Annotated in this window: 31 protein-coding genes; all 31 read left to right on the plus strand. The window is 67.3% G+C overall.

Annotated elements, in window-relative coordinates:
• Positions 1-138 (plus strand): EF-Tu C-terminal domain-related protein (locus tag VIL67_RS14930; protein WP_473964810.1); only part of this gene is annotated, 138 nt, incomplete at its 5' end.
• A 77-nt stretch (positions 139-215) separates the two neighbouring features.
• Positions 216-521, plus strand: coding sequence for a 30S ribosomal protein S10 (rpsJ, locus tag VIL67_RS14935; RefSeq protein WP_332049708.1), 306 nt, complete (start codon positions 216-218; stop codon positions 519-521).
• Positions 522-533: 12 nt separating this feature from the next.
• The gene (rplC, locus tag VIL67_RS14940) at positions 534-1313 is read left to right on the plus strand and encodes a 50S ribosomal protein L3 (RefSeq protein WP_332049709.1); all 780 of its coding nucleotides are present in this window, start codon (positions 534-536) and stop codon (positions 1311-1313) included.
• Entirely contained in the window at positions 1313-1951 is a 639-nt protein-coding gene (gene rplD, locus VIL67_RS14945) for a 50S ribosomal protein L4 (protein WP_332049710.1), read from the plus strand. The genes rplC and rplD overlap by 1 nt, the downstream gene beginning before the upstream one ends.
• Positions 1951-2253 carry a 50S ribosomal protein L23 gene (locus tag VIL67_RS14950; protein WP_332049711.1) on the plus strand — a complete coding sequence of 101 codons (303 nt, stop codon included), beginning with the start codon at positions 1951-1953 and terminating at the stop codon, positions 2251-2253. Before rplD ends, VIL67_RS14950 begins: the two co-directional genes overlap by 1 nt.
• A 4-nt stretch (positions 2254-2257) precedes the next feature.
• Positions 2258-3094, plus strand: a complete 837-nt coding sequence (gene rplB, locus VIL67_RS14955; RefSeq protein ID WP_332049712.1) for a 50S ribosomal protein L2 — start codon at positions 2258-2260, stop codon at positions 3092-3094.
• Positions 3095-3097: 3 nt separating this feature from the next.
• Positions 3098-3376, plus strand: coding sequence for a 30S ribosomal protein S19 (gene rpsS / locus VIL67_RS14960; protein WP_242562611.1), 279 nt, complete (start codon positions 3098-3100; stop codon positions 3374-3376).
• A gap of 2 nt (positions 3377-3378) precedes the next feature.
• Positions 3379-3759 (plus strand): 50S ribosomal protein L22, encoded by a 381-nt coding sequence (gene rplV / locus VIL67_RS14965; protein ID WP_332049713.1) that lies wholly within the window; start codon positions 3379-3381, stop codon positions 3757-3759.
• Entirely contained in the window at positions 3759-4520 is a 762-nt protein-coding gene (gene rpsC, locus VIL67_RS14970; RefSeq protein ID WP_332049714.1) for a 30S ribosomal protein S3, read from the plus strand. The genes rplV and rpsC overlap by 1 nt, the downstream gene beginning before the upstream one ends.
• A gap of 11 nt (positions 4521-4531) precedes the next feature.
• The gene (gene rplP, locus VIL67_RS14975) at positions 4532-4963 is read left to right on the plus strand and encodes a 50S ribosomal protein L16 (RefSeq protein ID WP_332049715.1); all 432 of its coding nucleotides are present in this window, start codon (positions 4532-4534) and stop codon (positions 4961-4963) included.
• Complete coding sequence (rpmC, locus tag VIL67_RS14980; protein ID WP_332049716.1) at positions 4963-5157, plus strand: 50S ribosomal protein L29; 195 nt, start codon at positions 4963-4965, stop codon at positions 5155-5157. Before rplP ends, rpmC begins: the two co-directional genes overlap by 1 nt.
• A 13-nt stretch (positions 5158-5170) precedes the next feature.
• The gene (gene rpsQ, locus VIL67_RS14985) at positions 5171-5422 is read left to right on the plus strand and encodes a 30S ribosomal protein S17 (RefSeq protein WP_332049717.1); all 252 of its coding nucleotides are present in this window, start codon (positions 5171-5173) and stop codon (positions 5420-5422) included.
• 15 nt (positions 5423-5437) lie between these two features.
• Complete coding sequence (gene rplN / locus VIL67_RS14990; RefSeq protein WP_257818398.1) at positions 5438-5806, plus strand: 50S ribosomal protein L14; 369 nt, start codon at positions 5438-5440, stop codon at positions 5804-5806.
• On the plus strand, positions 5806-6123 hold the full coding sequence (rplX, locus tag VIL67_RS14995) for a 50S ribosomal protein L24 (protein ID WP_332049718.1): 318 nt from the start codon (positions 5806-5808) through the stop codon (positions 6121-6123). The genes rplN and rplX overlap by 1 nt, the downstream gene beginning before the upstream one ends.
• A complete protein-coding gene (gene rplE / locus VIL67_RS15000) occupies positions 6116-6676 on the plus strand; it encodes a 50S ribosomal protein L5 (RefSeq protein ID WP_332049719.1) in 561 nt (186 codons plus the stop codon). The genes rplX and rplE overlap by 8 nt, the downstream gene beginning before the upstream one ends.
• Positions 6677-6694: 18 nt before the next feature.
• Positions 6695-7000 (plus strand): 30S ribosomal protein S14, encoded by a 306-nt coding sequence (rpsN, locus tag VIL67_RS15005; RefSeq protein ID WP_332049720.1) that lies wholly within the window; start codon positions 6695-6697, stop codon positions 6998-7000.
• Between the two features lie 12 nt (positions 7001-7012).
• The gene (gene rpsH, locus VIL67_RS15010) at positions 7013-7408 is read left to right on the plus strand and encodes a 30S ribosomal protein S8 (RefSeq protein ID WP_332049721.1); all 396 of its coding nucleotides are present in this window, start codon (positions 7013-7015) and stop codon (positions 7406-7408) included.
• Between the two features lies 1 nt (position 7409).
• A complete protein-coding gene (gene rplF / locus VIL67_RS15015) occupies positions 7410-7943 on the plus strand; it encodes a 50S ribosomal protein L6 (RefSeq protein ID WP_332049722.1) in 534 nt (177 codons plus the stop codon).
• 3 nt (positions 7944-7946) lie between these two features.
• On the plus strand, positions 7947-8306 hold the full coding sequence (gene rplR / locus VIL67_RS15020; protein ID WP_332049723.1) for a 50S ribosomal protein L18: 360 nt from the start codon (positions 7947-7949) through the stop codon (positions 8304-8306).
• Between the two features lie 9 nt (positions 8307-8315).
• Positions 8316-8906: a 30S ribosomal protein S5 gene (rpsE, locus tag VIL67_RS15025; protein ID WP_332049724.1), complete on the plus strand. Its 591-nt coding sequence runs from the start codon at positions 8316-8318 to the stop codon at positions 8904-8906.
• A gap of 8 nt (positions 8907-8914) precedes the next feature.
• Complete coding sequence (gene rpmD / locus VIL67_RS15030; protein WP_332049725.1) at positions 8915-9091, plus strand: 50S ribosomal protein L30; 177 nt, start codon at positions 8915-8917, stop codon at positions 9089-9091.
• Positions 9092-9265: 174 nt separating this feature from the next.
• Positions 9266-9751 carry a 50S ribosomal protein L15 gene (gene rplO / locus VIL67_RS15035; protein ID WP_332049726.1) on the plus strand — a complete coding sequence of 162 codons (486 nt, stop codon included), beginning with the start codon at positions 9266-9268 and terminating at the stop codon, positions 9749-9751.
• A gap of 174 nt (positions 9752-9925) precedes the next feature.
• Entirely contained in the window at positions 9926-11275 is a 1350-nt protein-coding gene (gene secY / locus VIL67_RS15040; protein WP_332049727.1) for a preprotein translocase subunit SecY, read from the plus strand.
• A gap of 60 nt (positions 11276-11335) precedes the next feature.
• Complete coding sequence (locus tag VIL67_RS15045; protein WP_332049728.1) at positions 11336-11908, plus strand: adenylate kinase; 573 nt, start codon at positions 11336-11338, stop codon at positions 11906-11908.
• Between the two features lie 404 nt (positions 11909-12312).
• Entirely contained in the window at positions 12313-12681 is a 369-nt protein-coding gene (gene rpsM / locus VIL67_RS15050) for a 30S ribosomal protein S13 (RefSeq protein ID WP_332049729.1), read from the plus strand.
• Between the two features lie 15 nt (positions 12682-12696).
• On the plus strand, positions 12697-13086 hold the full coding sequence (gene rpsK / locus VIL67_RS15055) for a 30S ribosomal protein S11 (protein WP_111516366.1): 390 nt from the start codon (positions 12697-12699) through the stop codon (positions 13084-13086).
• Between the two features lie 76 nt (positions 13087-13162).
• Positions 13163-14179 carry a DNA-directed RNA polymerase subunit alpha gene (locus VIL67_RS15060; RefSeq protein WP_332049730.1) on the plus strand — a complete coding sequence of 339 codons (1017 nt, stop codon included), beginning with the start codon at positions 13163-13165 and terminating at the stop codon, positions 14177-14179.
• A gap of 165 nt (positions 14180-14344) precedes the next feature.
• Complete coding sequence (gene rplQ, locus VIL67_RS15065) at positions 14345-14761, plus strand: 50S ribosomal protein L17 (RefSeq protein ID WP_332049731.1); 417 nt, start codon at positions 14345-14347, stop codon at positions 14759-14761.
• 149 nt (positions 14762-14910) lie between these two features.
• Positions 14911-15363: a VOC family protein gene (locus VIL67_RS15070; protein WP_332049732.1), complete on the plus strand. Its 453-nt coding sequence runs from the start codon at positions 14911-14913 to the stop codon at positions 15361-15363.
• Positions 15360-15698, plus strand: coding sequence for an ArsR/SmtB family transcription factor (locus VIL67_RS15075; protein ID WP_332049733.1), 339 nt, complete (start codon positions 15360-15362; stop codon positions 15696-15698). The genes VIL67_RS15070 and VIL67_RS15075 overlap by 4 nt, the downstream gene beginning before the upstream one ends.
• A complete protein-coding gene (locus VIL67_RS15080; protein ID WP_332049734.1) occupies positions 15695-16156 on the plus strand; it encodes an SRPBCC family protein in 462 nt (153 codons plus the stop codon). The genes VIL67_RS15075 and VIL67_RS15080 overlap by 4 nt, the downstream gene beginning before the upstream one ends.
• Positions 16157-16163: the final 7 nt, after the last annotated feature.

Genomic DNA, 16163 nt, shown 5'->3' on the forward strand with positions numbered 1-16163 from the left:
ATGGTGATGCCGGGCGACAACGTGACGATGGATGTTGAGCTCATCGTGCCGGTGGCCATGGAAGAGAAGCTGCGCTTTGCCATCCGCGAGGGCGGCCGCACCGTGGGTGCGGGCGTCGTCGCCCAGGTGATGGACTGACCACAACACAACAACACCAACAAAGGCGCGGCGCCGTCAGTGCTGCCGCGCCTTCACCTTCGTGAGCGGGGCAACCCATGAACCAGAACATTCGCATTCGCCTCAAGGCGTTCGACCACCGCATCCTCGATGCCTCGACCCGTGAGATCGTCTCGACGGCGAAGCGGACGGGCGCGCAGGTTCGTGGGCCGATCCCGCTGCCGACGCGCATCGAGCGTTACACGGTGCTGCGCTCGCCGCACATCGACAAGAAGTCCCGCGAGCAGTTCGAGATGCGCACGCACAAGCGCGTCCTGGACATCGTGGATCCCACCCCGCAGACCGTGGACGCGCTGATGAAGCTCGACCTGTCCGCCGGCGTGGACGTCGAGATCAAGCTCTAAGGGGATCGGTCGATGCGTACCGGCGTGATCGCCAAAAAGCTGGGTATGGCGCGCTTCTTCGACGAAGCCGGCGCCCATGTCCCGGTGACCGTGCTCAGCCTCGAAGGCTGCCAGGTCGTCGCCCAGCGCACCAAGGACAAGGACGGCTATGTCGCGCTCCAGCTCGGCGCTGGCGCGAAGAAGGCCAAGAACACCTCGAAGGCCCTGCGCGGTCACTTCGCCAAGGCTCAGGTCGAGCCGAAGCGGACCGTCGCCGAGTTCCGGGTGTCGGAAGACAACCTGATCGACGTGGGCGCGGAAATCACCGCCGACCACTTCGTCCCGGGCCAGAAGATCGACGTCACCGCGACGACGGTCGGTAAGGGGTTCGCCGGCGCCATGAAGCGCTGGAACTTCGGCGGCCTGCGCGCCACCCACGGCGTGTCCGTCTCCCACCGCTCGCACGGTTCGACCGGCCAGCGGCAGGATCCGGGCCGGACCTTCAAGGGCAAGAAGATGGCTGGCCACCTCGGCCAGGAAACCGTCACCACCCTGAACGTCACCGTCTGGCGCGTGGACGCCGAGCGCGGCCTGATCCTGGTGAAGGGCTCCGTGCCCGGCACCGAAGGCACGTTCGTGAAGATCCGCGACGCGGTGAAGGTCGCCCTGCCGGCCGACGCCCCGAAGCCGGGCGCGTTCCGCAAGTCGGGCGAGCCCACCCCGATGGAAGCCGCCGCCGACGAGGCGCCGGCCGAAGCCGCGGTGACTGAAGCTCCGGCGGCCGAGGCTCCGGAAGCTGGGGAACAAGCGTAATGAAGCTCGACGTCATCAAACTCGACGGCGGGAAGGGCGGCTCGATCGAGCTGGCCGACGAGATCTTCGGCATCGAAGAGATCCGCGGCGACATCCTGCAGCGCGTCGTCACCTGGCAGCTGGCCAAGCGCCGCGCCGGGACCCACAAGATCCAGGTCCGCAACGAGGTCTCTCGTACGGGCAAGAAGATGTACAAGCAGAAGGGCACCGGCGGCGCCCGTCACGGCTCGCGCCGGGCGGCCCAGTTCGTCGGCGGCGCCAAGGCCCACGGCCCGGTCGTCCGCAGCCATGCCTTCGACCTGCCCAAGAAGGTCCGCGCGCTCGCCCTGAAGCACGCGCTGTCCTCCAAGGCCAAGGCCGGCTCGCTCATCGTGCTGGACTCGGTGGCCGTGCAGGAAGCCAAGACGGCCGCCCTGCGCGAACAGCTGGGCAAGATCGGCGTGACCCACGCGCTGGTGATCGCCGGCGCCGAGGTCGACAACAACTTCAAGCTGGCCGCCCGCAACATCCCGAACGTGGATGTGCTGCCGAGCGCCGGCCTGAACGTCTACGACGTGCTGCGTCGTCGCACGCTGGTCCTCACCAAGGACGCGGTCGAAGCGATCAACGCGCGCTTCCAGGCTAAGGAGGCCGCGTGATGGCCGAGCAACCCACCGCCCGTCACTACGACACCATCCTGTCGCCGGTGATCACGGAAAAGGCCACCCTGCTCTCCGAGCAGAACAAGGTCGTCTTCCGCGTCGCCGCCGACGCTTCCAAGGACGAGATCGCTTCGGCGGTCGAGGCGCTGTTCAAGGTCAACGTGACCAAGGTCAACACCCTGAACGTGAAGGGCAAGACCAAGCGCTTCCGCGGCATCAAGGGCCGTCGTTCCGACGTCAAGAAAGCTGTCGTGACCCTGGCCGAGGGCCAGTCCATCGACATCACCACGGGGCTCTGATCCGATGGCCTTGAAGCAGTACAACCCGACGTCCCCGGGCCGGCGCCAGCTGGTCCTGGTGGACAAGTCCGAGCTCCACAAGGGCCGCCCGGAGAAGTCCCTCGTCGAGGGCCTGACCAAGTCCGGCGGCCGGGGCGGCGGCGGCCGCGTGGCCGTGCGCTTCCGCGGCGGCGGCGCCAAGCGCCTCTACCGCAAGGTGGACTTCAAGCGCCGGAAGTTCGACGTCGTCGGCACGGTCGAGCGCCTGGAGTACGACCCCAACCGGTCGGCCTTCATCGCCCTGATCCGCTACGCCGACGGCGAGCTGGCCTACATCCTGGCTCCGCAGCGCCTGAAGGCCGGCGACCAGGTGGTGGCCGCCGAGCGCGCCGACGTGAAGCCGGGCAACGCCATGCCGCTGCGCGGCATGCCGATCGGCACGATCATCCACAACGTCGAGCTGAAGCCGCTGAAGGGCGGGCAGATCGCCCGCTCGGCCGGGGCCTACGCCCAGCTGGTCGGCCGTGACGCCGGCTACGCCCAGATCCGCCTGAACTCGGGCGAGCTGCGGATGGTGCCGGACTCCTGCATGGCCACGGTCGGCGCGGTCAGCAATCCCGACCATATGAACGAAGTCATGGGCAAGGCCGGCCGCGTCCGGCACAAGGGCCGCCGGCCCCACGTCCGTGGCGTCGCCATGAACCCGGTCGATCACCCGCACGGCGGCGGTGAAGGCAAGACCTCGGGCGGCCGTCACCCGGTCACCCCGTGGGGCAAGCCGACCAAGGGCTCCAAGACCCGCACCAACAAGGCGACGGACAAGTTCATCATCCGCTCGCGTCACGCTCGGAAGGCTCGCTAACCGATGACCCGCTCCGTCTGGAAAGGCCCGTTCGTCGACGGGTACCTCCTGAAGAAGGCCGAGACCGCGCAAGGGTCCGGCCGGAAGGACGTGATCAAGACCTGGTCGCGCCGCTCCACCATCATGCCGCAGTTCGTGGGTCTCACGTTCGGCGTGCACAACGGCCAGAAGCACGTCCCCGTGCTGATCTCGGAAGACATGGTCGGGATGAAGCTCGGTGAGTTCGCGCCCACCCGCTACTTCCCGGGCCACGCGGCCGACAAGAAGGCCAAGAGGAAGTAACCATGTCCAAGCAAGCGAAAGCACGCCGGCTGACGGGCATCGAAGCGATGGCCAAGGTGCGCACCCTGCGCACCAGCCCGCGCAAGCTCAACCTGGTCGCCCAGTCGATCCGCGGCCTCAAGGTCCAGCGGGCGCTGAACGAGCTGGAGTTCAGCCACAAGCGCATCGCCCGCGATGTGCGCAAGGCGCTCTACTCGGCGATCTCGAACGCCGAGAACAACCACAACCTCGACATCGACAACCTGGTCGTCGCCGAGGCCTTCGTGGGCAAGAACCTGGTGATGAAGCGTTTCGCCGCCCGTGCGCGCGGCCGGGCTTCGCGCATCGAAAAGCCGTTCTCCGAGATCACCATCGTGGTCCGCGAGCTGGGTGAGGCCGCCTGATGGGTCAGAAAGTCAATCCGGTCGGGCTTCGTCTCGGCATCAACCGCACCTGGGACTCCCGTTGGTTCGCCGACGGCCAGGAGTACGGCAAGCTGCTGCACGCCGACATCAAGATCCGTCGCGCCCTCAAGAAGCGCCTGTACCAGGCCGGCGTGTCGCGGATCGTGATCGAGCGTCCGCACAAGAAGTGCCGCATCACCATCTATGCCGCGCGCCCCGGCGTGATCATCGGCAAGAAGGGCGCGGACATCGAGAAGCTGCGCAAGGACGTCGCGGCGATGGCGGGCGGGGCGGAAGTCCACCTGAACATCGTCGAGATCCGCAAGCCCGAAACCGACGCCCAGCTGATCGCCGAGAACATCGCCCAGCAGCTCGAGCGTCGCGTGGCCTTCCGCCGCGCCATGAAGCGCTCGATGCAGTCGGCCATGCGCCTGGGCGCCAAGGGCGTCCGGATCAACGTCTCGGGCCGCCTCGGCGGTGCGGAGATCGCGCGGATGGAATGGTATCGCGAAGGCCGCGTGCCGCTGCACACCCTGCGCGCCGACGTGGACTATGGCTTCACCGAAGCCAAGACCACCTACGGCATCATCGGTGTGAAGGTGTGGGTCTTCAAAGGTGAGGTGCTCGAGCACGACCCGATGGCCCTCGACAAGCGCCTGGCCGGCGAAAGCGGCCCGGCCGGCGAGGGTGGCGGCCGTGAACGTGGCGATCGCCCGGACCGTGGCCCGCGCCGCGACCGGCGCGAGCAGGCGAACGCCTAGGGATCTGAGTCATGCTCTCTCCGAAGAAGACCAAGTATCGCAAGCAGTTCAAGGGCCGTATCTCCGGTATGGCCAAGGGCGGCTTCAGCCTGAACTTCGGCTCCTACGGGCTGAAGTCGGTTGAGCCGGAACGCATCACTGCGCGTCAGATCGAAGCCGCTCGTCGGGCGATCACGCGTCAGATGAAGCGCCAGGGTCGTGTGTGGATCCGCATCTTCCCGGACGTGCCGGTCACCGGCAAGCCGGCCGAAGTGCGGATGGGCTCGGGCAAGGGTTCGGTCGAGTACTGGGCCGCCCGCGTCGAGCCCGGCCGGATCATGTTCGAAATCGACGGCGTGCCGGACGATGTGGCCCGCGAAGCCCTGCGCCTCGGCGCGGCGAAGCTTCCGGTGAAGACCCGCATCGTCACCCGCATCGACGCCGCCGTCGCGGAGCACGCCTGATGAAGATCGACGACATCCGGGGCATGACCCCCGACCAGCTGGCCGAACAGCTCGTCAACCTGAAGAAGGAGCAGTTCAACCTGCGCTTCCAGAAGGCGACCGGCCAGGTGGAGAAGACCCATCGCGTGGGCGAGGTGCGCAAGGATATCGCGCGCATCCAGACCGTCCTGCGCACGAAGCAGGCCCAGGCCTGAGGAGAGCCAGATAATGCCGAAGCGAATTCTCGAAGGCGTTGTCGTCTCCGACAAGGGCGACAAGACGGTCGTGGTGAAGGTCGAGCGGACCTTCCTGCACCCGGTGCTGAAGAAGACCGTCCGTCGGTCGAAGAAGTACCACGCCCATGACGAGGCCAACGCCTACAAGGCCGGCGATCTCGCCCGCATCATCGAATGCGCGCCGCGGTCGAAGCTGAAGACGTGGGAAGTGCTGCCCAAGGGCGGCGCGGACCAGCAAGCGTAAGAGGGATCACATCCAATGATCCAGATGCAAACTAACCTGGACGTCGCCGACAATTCCGGCGCCCGCCGGGTCATGTGCATCAAGGTGCTGGGCGGTGCGAAGCGCCGCTACGCCTCGGTGGGCGACCGCATTGTCGTTTCCGTGAAGGAAGCGATCCCGCGCGGCCGGGTGAAGAAGGGTGACGTGCTGCAGGCGATCGTCGTGCGCACCAGCCAGGCGATCAAGCGGAAGGATGGCTCGGTCATCCGGTTCGACAAGAACGCCGCCGTGATCGTGAACAAGCAAGGCGAGCCGATCGGCACCCGTATCTTCGGGCCGGTGCCTCGCGAACTGCGGGCGAAGAACCACATGAAGGTGATCTCGCTCGCCCCCGAGGTGCTGTGATGGCTGCCAAGATTCGCAAGGGGGACCGCGTCGTGGTCCTCACCGGCAAGGACAAGGGCCGTCAGGGCACCGTCCAGAAGGTGTTCCCCAAGGAGCAACGCGTGCTTGTGGAAGGCCTGAACATGGTTCAGCGCCACACCCGTCCGACGCAGTTCGATCCCCAGGGCGGCATCAAGAACAAGGAAGCGCCGATCCACCTGTCGAACGTGGCCGTGGTCGACTCCGCCGGCAAGCCGACCCGCGTCGGCTTCCGCGTGGAAGGCGACAAGAAGGTGCGGATCGCCAAGACGACCGGCGAGGTGATCACCAATGGCTGACCAAGCTTACGAGCCGCGGCTCAAGACCGAATACCGCCAGCGCATCCGCAAGGCGCTGAAGGACCAGTTCGGCTACACCAACGAGATGCAGATCCCCAAGCTGGACAAGATCGTCCTGAACATGGGTGTCGGCGAAGCCGTCGGTGACTCCAAGAAGATCCAGTCCGCCATGGCGGACCTGGCGCGCATCGCCGGTCAGAAGCCGGTGGCGACCAAGGCCCGTACGTCGATCGCCGGCTTCAAGCTGCGCGAAGGCATGACGATCGGCGCCAAGGTCACCCTGCGCCAGGACCGCATGTACGAATTCCTGGACCGGCTGATCACCATCGCGCTGCCGCGCGTGAAGGACTTCCGGGGCCTGAAGCCCACCTCGTTCGACGGCCGTGGCAACTACGCCATGGGTCTCAAGGAGCACATCGTGTTCCCGGAGATCAACTACGACCAGATCGAGCAGATGTGGGGCATGGACATCATCGTCGCCACGACTGCGAAGACCGACGACGAAGCGCGCGCGCTTCTCAAGGAATTCCAGTTCCCGTTCGTGCAAGCGTAGCGGGAAGGAAAGAGCACCATGGCCAAGAAAAGCGCCGTCAACCGCAACGAACGCGTCAAGCAACTCGTGAAGCAACACGCCGACAAGCGCGAAGCGCTGAAGGCGATCGCCAACGACGAGAGCCTGCCGCTCGAAGAACGTTTCGAAGCCCGGCTGAAGCTGGCGGAACTGCCGCGCAACTCGTCCAAGACCCGCATCCGTAACCGGTGCGAAGTCACGGGCCGCCCGCGCGCCTACTACCGCAAGCTGAAGATGAGCCGGATCTCCCTGCGCGACCTCGGTTCGCACGGGCTGATCCCCGGCCTCGTCAAGTCGAGCTGGTAAGGAGAGGGTCTCATGGTCAACGACCCCATTGGCGACCTGATCGCCCGCATCAAGAACGCCGCCCAGCGCGGCCGCAGCAAGGTCTCGACGCCCGCGTCCAAGATGCGCGCCCGTGTCCTCGACGTGCTGGCCGACGAAGGCTACATCCGCGGCTACCACCTGGTGGAAAAGCCCGGCGCCTTCCCCGAATTCGAGATCGAGCTGAAGTACTTCGATGGCCAGCCGGTCATCGTGGAGATCAGCCGCGTGTCGAAGCCGGGCCGCCGCGTCTATTCGTCGATCAAGGACCTGAAGCCCGTGAAGAACGGCCTCGGGATCTCGATCCTGTCGACGCCCAAGGGCGTCATGTCCGACACCGCGGCGCGTGACGCCAACGTGGGCGGCGAAGTGCTCTGCCGGGTCTACTAAGATGTCGCGGATTGGAAAAAAGGCGGTCGCCGTCCCCAATGGGGTGACGGTGACCCTCGAGGGCCAGTCGGTCACGGTGAAGGGGCCCAAGGGCCAGCTCTCCTGGACCGTGCCCGACGAGATCGAGGTGCGCCAAGAGGGCGCCGAGCTCCAGCTCGCCAAGCGCGTGGACACCACCCGCGCCCAGTCGATGTGGGGCCTGTCGCGCACCCTGGTGAACAACATGGTCACGGGCGTCACCCAGGGCTACGAGCAGCAGCTCGACCTGGTGGGCGTCGGCTACCGGGCGGCGATGAAGGGCCAGGCGCTCTCCATGCAGCTCGGCTTCAGCCACGACGTGGACATTCCGCCGCCGGCGGGCATCACCTTCGCCACGCCGAAGCAGACCGAGATCCGCATCTCGGGCATCGACAAGCAGCTGGTCGGCGAGACCGCGGCGCGCATCCGCCGCATCCGTCCGCCCGAGCCCTACAAGGGCAAGGGCGTCCGCTACGCCGGCGAGCAGGTCCGCCGCAAGGAAGGCAAGAAGAAGTAAGCCATGGCGCTCTCTCCCCGCGACACCAATAAGCGCCGCGCGCAGCGCGTCCGGACCCGCCTCCGCAAGGTCGCGGCCGGCCGTCCGCGCCTGTCGGTCTTCCGTTCGTCCAAGAACATCTACGCCCAGGTCATCGACGATGATGCGGGCGTGACCCTGGCTGCGGCCTCGTCGCTGGAAGGCGGCGAGAACAAGCAGAAGGGCTCGGACCGGGAAGCCGCCGCCCGCGTGGGCGCCCTGGTCGCCCAGCGCGCGATCGAAAAGGGCGTCAAGGCCGTGGTCTTCGACCGTGGCGGCTACCTCTATCACGGCCGGGTCAAGGCCCTGGCTGACGCCGCGCGCGAAGCCGGCCTGGATTTCTAAGGAACGATCATGGCTCGCAGAGACGAACAGCGCGGCGACCGTCGCAATCGGAACGAAGAAGAGCGCGACAGCGAAATCGTCGAGAAGCTGGTCCACATCAACCGCGTCGCCGCCACCGTGAAGGGCGGCCGCCGGTTCTCGTTCGCCGCCCTGATGGTGGTGGGCGACCAGAAGGGCCGCGTGGGCTTCGGTCACGGCAAGGCGCGTGAAGTGCCGGAAGCCATCCGCAAGGCGACCGAAGAAGCCAAGAAGTCCATGGTCCGCGTGCCGCTCCGCGAGAGCCGCACCCTGCACCACGACGGCTACGGCCGCTGGGGCGCGGGCAAGGTCATGGTCCGTGCGGCGCCTCCGGGGACCGGCGTGATCGCCGGCGGTCCGATGCGCGCGGTGCTGGAAACCCTGGGCGTGCAGGACGTCGTCGGCAAGTCCGTCGGCTCCTCCAACCCCTACAACATGGTGCGCGCGACCTTCGAGGCGCTGAAGGCTCAGTCTTCGCCCCGCCAGGTCGCGGCCAAGCGCGGCAAGAAGGTCTCCGACGTGATCGGCCGCCGCGCCGACGGCGCCTCGGCGGCCCAGCCCGCCGCGGACGCGGAAGGGTAAGGTAGAAGATGGCTACGATCACCGTTCGTCAGACCGGCAGCCCGATCCGCCGGACCAAGGACCAGCGGGCCACGCTCGCCGGCCTGAAGCTGAACCGCGTCGGCCGCGTGTCGACGCTCGAGGACACCCCCGCCGTCCGTGGGATGATCGCCAAGGTCGCCCACATGGTGGAGATCGTCGAGTAGGACGGCTCCGGGCTTCCGCCCAGGAAGTCCCCTGAAATCCATCGAGGGGGTTGCATCCGCCGCTTCGGCAGGGTTCAACCCCCTCGATCCGTTTTCGCCTGCCCGTCAGGGAAGGGCCGCACATCCGCCGAGTCGGGGCGATCGCCCCGGCGCCAGATCTCCAAGGAGAGGCACATGACCAAGCTGAACGAACTCGCGCCGCGCGAGGGCTCCACCAAGAACCGCATGCGCGTCGGCCGCGGCCCGGGCTCGGGCAAGGGCAAGACCGCCGGCCGCGGCGTGAAGGGCCAGAAGGCCCGTTCGGGCGTCGCCATCGCCGGCTTCGAAGGCGGCCAGATGCCGCTGCACATGCGCATGCCCAAGCGCGGCTTCAACAATCCGTTCGCCAAGCAGTTCGCCGAGGTGAACCTGTGGCGCCTCGAGCAGGCGATCGCCGCCGGCAAGCTGGACGCGGGCCAGGCCATCGACGCCGAGGCCCTGGTGAAGGCCGGCGTCGTGCGCCGCGCCAAGGACGGCGTGAAGCTGCTCGGCAAGGGCGAGCTCACCTCCAAGATCAACATCACGGTTTACTCGGCCACCGCCTCGGCGCGGGCGGCTGTGGAAAAGGCCGGCGGCTCGGTGACCACCACCAAGCCGGAAGCCGCCCAGGCGGACGCTTAAGGCTCGACCTGCGACCATCCCGGCCTCGCGTCGTCCCTCCCGCCGAAGTGGTCTCCGGTTCGGCGGCGGGGAGGGACGAAGGGCAGCATTCTCGCAGACTGCGGCAAGCCGCAGTTTGCTGGGGGGGCCGGGGTGTCCTATCTGAGCAGGACCACGAGTCAGGGGATACGGTGAATGGCTTCGGCCGCTGAACAGCTCGCCGCCAATATGAACTTCGGCGCCTTCTCGAAGGCGACGGAGCTCCACAAGCGCATCTGGTTCACTCTCGGGGCGATGATCGTCTATCGCCTCGGGTGCTACATCCCGATCCCCGGGATCGACCCCGTGGCCCTGCAGCAGGCCTTCCAGGGCCAGGCCCAGGGCATCCTGGGCATGTTCAACATGTTCTCGGGCGGCGCCGTCGAGCGGATGGCCATCTTCGCCCTGAACGTGATGCCGTACATCTCGGCCTCGATCATCGTCCAGCTGCTCGGCACGGTCTATCCGCCGTGGGAGAAGCTGCGGAAGGAAGGCGGCGAGGCGGGGCGCAAGACGCTCAACCAGTACACCCGCTACCTGACTGTCGTGCTCGCGGTGTTCCAGTCCTTCGGCATCGCCATGGGCCTGGCGAACTCGCCGGGCCTGGTGGACAACCCGGGACCGTTCTTCGTCATCGCCACCGTCGTCACCCTGACGGGCGGAACCATGTTCCTGATGTGGCTGGGCGAACAGATCACCAGCCGCGGCATCGGCAACGGGATCAGCCTGATCATCTTCGCCGGCATCGTCGCGGTGCTGCCGCAGTACATCTACCAGGCGTTTTCGCTGACCCGCACAGGCGCGATGAGCGGCGGCGCGCTGCTGCTGATCGCGGTGCTGATCGTCGCCGTGACGGTCGCCATCGTGTTCATGGAGCGCTCGCAGCGCCGGCTGCTCGTGCAGTACCCGAAGCGCCAGCAGGGCAACCGTATGTTCGGCGGCGACACCTCGTTCCTGCCGCTGAAGATCAACACCGCGGGCGTGATCCCGCCGATCTTCGCCTCGTCGCTGCTGCTGCTGCCCACCACGGTCATGGGGTTCGCGGCCCAGGGCGACCTGCCGGCCTGGCTGCAGTGGCTGCCGGCGGCGACCGGGCAGCTGCAGCACGGCCGCCCGCTCTTCATGGTGCTCTACGGGGCCCTGATCATCTTCTTCGCGTTCTTCTACACCTCGGTCGTCTTCAATCCGGACGACACGGCGGAGAACCTGCGCAAGTACGGCGGTTTCCTGCCGGGGATCCGCCCCGGCAAGCGCACGGCCGAGTACCTGGACTTCGTGCTGACCCGCCTGACGGTCATCGGCGCGGCCTATATCGCGATCGTCTGCCTCCTGCCCGAGGCGCTGATCGGCTTCTACAACGTCTCCTTCTACCTGGGCGGCACCTCGATCCTCATCGTGGTGAGCGTGACGATGGATACGGTGACCCAGATCCAGTCGCACCTGCTGGCCCACCAGTACGAAGGCCTGATCAAGAAATCCAAGCTGCGGGGGGGACGCGGCCGCTAGCGGCCGCGTCTGGTGGAGACACGCCGGCCCCGCCAAGAGGGCCGGCGCGGAGGGGCGCTAATGAATCTGATCCTGTTCGGGCCGCCGGCGGCGGGGAAGGGCACCCAGGCCAAGCGCCTGGTGGAGACCCACAACATGGTGCAGCTGTCCACGGGCGACATGCTGCGCGCCGCCATCGCCTCGGGCTCCGAGCTCGGCCAGCGCGTGGCCGGCATCATGGAGCGCGGCGAGCTGGTCTCCGACGAGATCGTCATCGAGCTGATCGAGAGCCGGCTGCCGGAGGCCGAAGCCACGGGGGGCGCGATCTTCGACGGCTTCCCGAGGACGCTCGCCCAGGCCGAGGCCCTGGACATCATGCTGAAGGGCCGCGGACGGAAGATCGACCTGGTCATCCGTCTGAAGGTCGACGACCAGGTCCTGACCGAGCGCATCGCCGGCCGATTCGCCGAGAGCGGCCGCCCGGACGACAACCCCGAGAGCTTCAAGGTCCGGCTGCAGGCCTACAACAACCAGACCGCCCCGCTGCTGCCGTACTACGAGAACGCCGGCAAGCTGGTGCAGGTGGACGGCATGGGGTCCATCGACGAGGTCGCCGCCGCCATCGACGCGGCCCTGGCGGCCTGCCAGGCCTGACGCCCCGCCCTCGGCCCGTGCGTCCCGCGCCGCTCGCGCGGTCACGTCGCGCGGCTGAGTCTTTCCCGGACCCGACCCGCCCCCGCGGCGAGTCGCGCCGCTCGCTGGCGCCCGCCGGCCGCGCCTCGACGCCGCATTTGCGCCGCGCCGGCAGGTGATGCATCTTGTTAACCATCCGGCGCCACGCTTGCGGTGTTCGGGCGTAGAACCCCAGCGCAAGGCCCCCTTGCGCCGACCGGTTTTCGTTCACAAATGGGCGCATTCCGCATTGACGGAGGCGCGCCGATCCCTATAACGAGGCGCTTCCGCGAAAGAGCGCGAAGGACGCGCCGGCCTGTGCCTTTGGGCGAATTGGGCCGGGGCGCCGTTCGCGCTTCTCTTGCGTGATCAGGAGATTTCCCCACGTGGCCCGTATCGCTGGCGTCAACATTCCCACCAACAAGCGCGTCGTGATCGCGCTGCAGTACATCCATGGCATCGGCGAGGCGAAGGCCCGCGAGATCGTCCAGAAGGTCGGCATCGAAGACGCCCGGCGCGTCAACCAGCTGACCGACCAGGAGGTTCTGCAGATCCGCGAAACCATCGACCGCGACTACATGGTCGAAGGCGACCTGCGGCGCGAGACCGCGGTCAACATCAAGCGTCTGATGGACCTGGCCTGCTATCGCGGCCTGCGTCACCGCAAGGGCCTGCCGGTCCGCGGCCAGCGCACCCACACCAACGCCCGGACCCGCAAGGGCCCGGCCAAGCCGATCGCCGGCAAGAAGAAGTAAGAGAGTCTAGCTCCGATGGCCAAGGAACCGGCGCGCGTCAAACGCCGCGAGCGCAAGAACATCACCTCCGGCGTGGCGCACGTGAACGCCTCGTTCAACAACACCATGGTGACCATCACCGACGCGCAGGGGAACACCATCTCCTGGTCGAGCGCCGGCATGATGGGCTTTAAGGGCTCCCGGAAGTCGACCCCGTACGCCGCCCAGATGGCGGCCGAGGACGCCGGCCGGAAGGCCGCCGAACACGGCGTGAAGACCCTGGAAGTGAACGTCTCCGGCCCCGGCTCCGGCCGCGAGTCGGCGCTCCGCGCCCTTCAGGCCGTCGGCATGACGATCACCACCATCCGCGATGTGACCCCGATCCCGCACAACGGCTGCCGCCCGCCGAAGCGCCGTCGGGTCTGAGTAACATCGTACTGCAATTCAAGGCGCCGGACCGCGACCGCGGCCGGCGATCCTGCGTTCCGAGGGACACACATCTGTGATCGAAAGAAACTGGAACGAGCTCATCCGTCCCGAGAAGCCGCAGATCGAGACCGGCGCCGACGCCAGCCGCAAGGCGCGTCTGGTGGCCGAACCGCTCGAGCGCGGCTTCGGGGTGACGCTGGGCAACAGCCTGCGTCGGGTGCTGCTGTCGTCGCTGCAAGGCGCGGCGGTGACCGCGGTGCAGATCGACGGCGTCGTGCACGAGTTCTCCTCGCTGGAAGGCGTGCGTGAGGACGTCGTCGACATCGTCCTGAACATCAAGCAACTGGCCGTGCGCATGCACGCCGAGGGCCCGAAGCGGATGACGCTGCGCGCCACCGGTCCGGGCGCCGTGACCGCCAGCCAGATCGAGGCTCCGGCCGACATCGAGATCCTCAACGGCGACCACGTGCTCTGCACCCTGGACGACGGCGCCACTGTGCGCATGGAGTTCACGGTCCAGACCGGCAAGGGCTATGTCCCGGCCGAGATGAACCGCCCCGAGGACGCGCCGATCGGCCTGATCGCCGTCGACGCCCTCTACTCGCCGGTCAAGCGCGTGGCCTACCGCGTCGAGCCGACCCGCCAGGGCCAGAGCCTCGACTACGACAAGCTCGTGATGGAAGTGGAGACCAACGGCGCGGTCAGCCCCGTTGACGCCGTGGCCTACGCCGCGCGCATCCTCCAGGACCAGCTGCAGATCTTCATCACCTTCGAAGAGCCGAAGAAGAAGGTCGAGGGCGAGGCCAAGCCGGAGCTGCCGTTCAACCCGGCGCTGCTCAAGAAGGTCGACGAGCTCGAGCTCTCCGTCCGTTCGGCCAACTGCCTGAAGAACGACAACATCGTCTACATCGGCGACCTGATCCAGAAGACGGAAGCCGAGATGCTGCGGACCCCGAACTTCGGCCGCAAGTCGCTCAACGAGATCAAGGAAGTGCTGGCCGGCATGGGCCTGCACCTCGGCATGGACGTCCCGAACTGGCCGCCGGAAAACATCGAAGAGCTGGCGAAGAAGTTCGAAGACCAGATGTAAGCGCTACTGCGTCGACTCCGGGCCGCCCCTTCAATCTTGGAAGGAAGGCTCGGGTCCTGCGAAGCCGCAACAGCGGTGGAGGGCCCCGACGCTTCGTGATGACCCGGGCGGGAGCAGGCCGGGATTGGTCAGGTTAAGCGGGCAAGTCGCCCAGGAGATATCGAGATGCGTCACGGCAAAGCCCACCGCAAACTGGGTCGTACGACCGCCCACCGCACCGCCATGTTCGCGAACATGTCGGCCAGCCTGATCAAGCACGAGCAGATCGTGACCACCCTGCCGAAGGCCAAGGAACTGCGGCCCTTCGTCGAGAAGCTGGTGACGCTGGCCAAGCGCGGCGACCTGCACGCCCGCCGCCAAGCCATCAGCCACGTGCGCGACGTGGAACAGGTCGGCAAGCTGTTCGCCGTCCTCGGCCCGCGTTACGCCGAGCGCAACGGCGGCTACATCCGCGTCCTGAAGGCGGGTTACCGCTACGGTGACAACGCGCCGCTGGCGGTGATCGAGTTCGTGGATCGTGATCCGGCCGAGAAGGGCAAGGACTCCGGTCCGGCCGCCGAGGCGAACTTCGCCGACGCCTGATCCTTCAGGTCGAAGAGAGATTTGAGAGCCCCGGGCCGCAGGCCCGGGGCTTTTTCTTTGGCAAATGGCCATACCGAGCGGCGAAGCCGATCTTGCTGGTAGTTGCGCCGCGCGTTAAATATTGCCGGCAAACGCAAGGAGAAGTCGCCATGGCCAATCGTCCCAGCCTGACCTCCGCCATCTGCTACCGCGATCCCAAAGCCGCGCTGAAGTTCCTGGAGCAGGCCTTTGGCTTCGAGCTGTTCATGCTGATCGAAGACGGGGAGGGGAACCTCGTCCACTCCGAGATGCGCTACGGGGACAGCGTCATCATGGTGGGCACGGAGTGGTCGGACGACCACAAGAGCCCCCTATCGATCGGGGGCAAGAACACCCAGACGGTGCACCTGCAGGTGGAGAGCGGGATCGACGCCCACTGCGAGCGCGCGCGGGCGGCCGGTTTCGAGATCCTCATGGCGCCCGCGGACCAGTTCTACGGCGACCGCACCTATCGGGCCCGTGACCCGGAAGGGCACATCTGGACCGTCGGCCAGACGGTGAAGCCGACCACCCGGGAAGAGGCCGAGGCGGCCAGCGGGCTGAAGATCGAGGGCTGGGTTTGAGCCAGGCCGGCACGGCTGCGGTCGATCGGACTCTCTCGGCGCTCGCCGACCCGCACCGCCGCCGCGTGGTGGAGCTGCTGGCCGAGCGTCCGCGCCCGGCCGGCGAGCTCGCCCGGGAGTTGGCCCTGAGCCCGCCGGCCATGAGCCGGCACCTGAAGACCCTGCGCGCCAGCGGCCTCGTGGAGGAAAGCCACCCCGAGTTCGACGCCCGCGTCCGCATCTACGCCTTGAGGCCCGAGCCCATGGTCCATCTGCTGCGCTGGCTGGAAGAGAGCGAACGGCTGTGGAGCGAACAGCTCGCCGCCTTCAAGCTCCATGTGGAAGGCGGCCCGTGACGTCCAAGGTCTACGTCGCCCTGCGCGTGAAGGCCTCGCCCGAGCGCGCCTTCGAGGCCTTCACCCAGGAGATCGGCGCCTGGTGGCGGCCAAACGGCCTCTTCCAGACCACGCCCCGCGCGCCCGGCCGCCTGGCTTTCGAGGGCGGGGCCGGCGGCCGGCTGGTGGAGACGCTGGCCAACGGCAAGGTGTTCGAGATCGGCCGCGTGCTGGCCTGGGAGCCGCCGGAGCGGCTGGTGTTCTCCTGGCGCCAGGCGAACTTCCCGCCGGAGCTCACCACCGAGGTCGAGGTCCGGTTCGAGGCGGTCGGATCGGAGACCCGCGTCAGCGTCGAGCATCGTGGCTTCGACAAGGTGCCGGAGGGCGCCGCGCGCCACGGTTTCTCGGATGGCGTGCTCCTCATGCGGCTGGGCGACTGGTGGCGGGTGCTGCTGGGCTCCCTCGGCCAGGTGACGTAACGCTGTT

The sequence above is a fragment of the Phenylobacterium sp. genome (genome assembly GCF_036563385.1).
Lineage (GTDB): Bacteria > Pseudomonadota > Alphaproteobacteria > Caulobacterales > Caulobacteraceae > Phenylobacterium.

Coding starts and splice junctions, on each gene's coding strand:
- rplR (WP_332049723.1), top strand. CDS start 7,947: ATGGCGCTCTCTCCCCGCGACACCAATAAGCGCCGCGCGCAGCGCGTC.
- secY (WP_332049727.1), top strand. CDS start 9,926: ATGGCTTCGGCCGCTGAACAGCTCGCCGCCAATATGAACTTCGGCGCC.
- rpsK (WP_111516366.1), top strand. CDS start 12,697: ATGGCCAAGGAACCGGCGCGCGTCAAACGCCGCGAGCGCAAGAACATC.
- rplB (WP_332049712.1), top strand. CDS start 2,258: ATGGCCTTGAAGCAGTACAACCCGACGTCCCCGGGCCGGCGCCAGCTG.
- rplO (WP_332049726.1), top strand. CDS start 9,266: ATGACCAAGCTGAACGAACTCGCGCCGCGCGAGGGCTCCACCAAGAAC.
- rpsE (WP_332049724.1), top strand. CDS start 8,316: ATGGCTCGCAGAGACGAACAGCGCGGCGACCGTCGCAATCGGAACGAA.
- rplQ (WP_332049731.1), top strand. CDS start 14,345: ATGCGTCACGGCAAAGCCCACCGCAAACTGGGTCGTACGACCGCCCAC.
- VIL67_RS15045 (WP_332049728.1), top strand. CDS start 11,336: ATGAATCTGATCCTGTTCGGGCCGCCGGCGGCGGGGAAGGGCACCCAG.
- rplN (WP_257818398.1), top strand. CDS start 5,438: ATGATCCAGATGCAAACTAACCTGGACGTCGCCGACAATTCCGGCGCC.
- rplX (WP_332049718.1), top strand. CDS start 5,806: ATGGCTGCCAAGATTCGCAAGGGGGACCGCGTCGTGGTCCTCACCGGC.
- rplE (WP_332049719.1), top strand. CDS start 6,116: ATGGCTGACCAAGCTTACGAGCCGCGGCTCAAGACCGAATACCGCCAG.
- rplD (WP_332049710.1), top strand. CDS start 1,313: ATGAAGCTCGACGTCATCAAACTCGACGGCGGGAAGGGCGGCTCGATC.
- rpsC (WP_332049714.1), top strand. CDS start 3,759: ATGGGTCAGAAAGTCAATCCGGTCGGGCTTCGTCTCGGCATCAACCGC.
- VIL67_RS14950 (WP_332049711.1), top strand. CDS start 1,951: ATGGCCGAGCAACCCACCGCCCGTCACTACGACACCATCCTGTCGCCG.
- rplV (WP_332049713.1), top strand. CDS start 3,379: ATGTCCAAGCAAGCGAAAGCACGCCGGCTGACGGGCATCGAAGCGATG.
- VIL67_RS15070 (WP_332049732.1), top strand. CDS start 14,911: ATGGCCAATCGTCCCAGCCTGACCTCCGCCATCTGCTACCGCGATCCC.
- rpmD (WP_332049725.1), top strand. CDS start 8,915: ATGGCTACGATCACCGTTCGTCAGACCGGCAGCCCGATCCGCCGGACC.
- rpsQ (WP_332049717.1), top strand. CDS start 5,171: ATGCCGAAGCGAATTCTCGAAGGCGTTGTCGTCTCCGACAAGGGCGAC.
- rplF (WP_332049722.1), top strand. CDS start 7,410: ATGTCGCGGATTGGAAAAAAGGCGGTCGCCGTCCCCAATGGGGTGACG.
- rpsS (WP_242562611.1), top strand. CDS start 3,098: ATGACCCGCTCCGTCTGGAAAGGCCCGTTCGTCGACGGGTACCTCCTG.
- rplC (WP_332049709.1), top strand. CDS start 534: ATGCGTACCGGCGTGATCGCCAAAAAGCTGGGTATGGCGCGCTTCTTC.
- rpmC (WP_332049716.1), top strand. CDS start 4,963: ATGAAGATCGACGACATCCGGGGCATGACCCCCGACCAGCTGGCCGAA.
- rpsJ (WP_332049708.1), top strand. CDS start 216: ATGAACCAGAACATTCGCATTCGCCTCAAGGCGTTCGACCACCGCATC.
- rpsH (WP_332049721.1), top strand. CDS start 7,013: ATGGTCAACGACCCCATTGGCGACCTGATCGCCCGCATCAAGAACGCC.
- rplP (WP_332049715.1), top strand. CDS start 4,532: ATGCTCTCTCCGAAGAAGACCAAGTATCGCAAGCAGTTCAAGGGCCGT.
- rpsN (WP_332049720.1), top strand. CDS start 6,695: ATGGCCAAGAAAAGCGCCGTCAACCGCAACGAACGCGTCAAGCAACTC.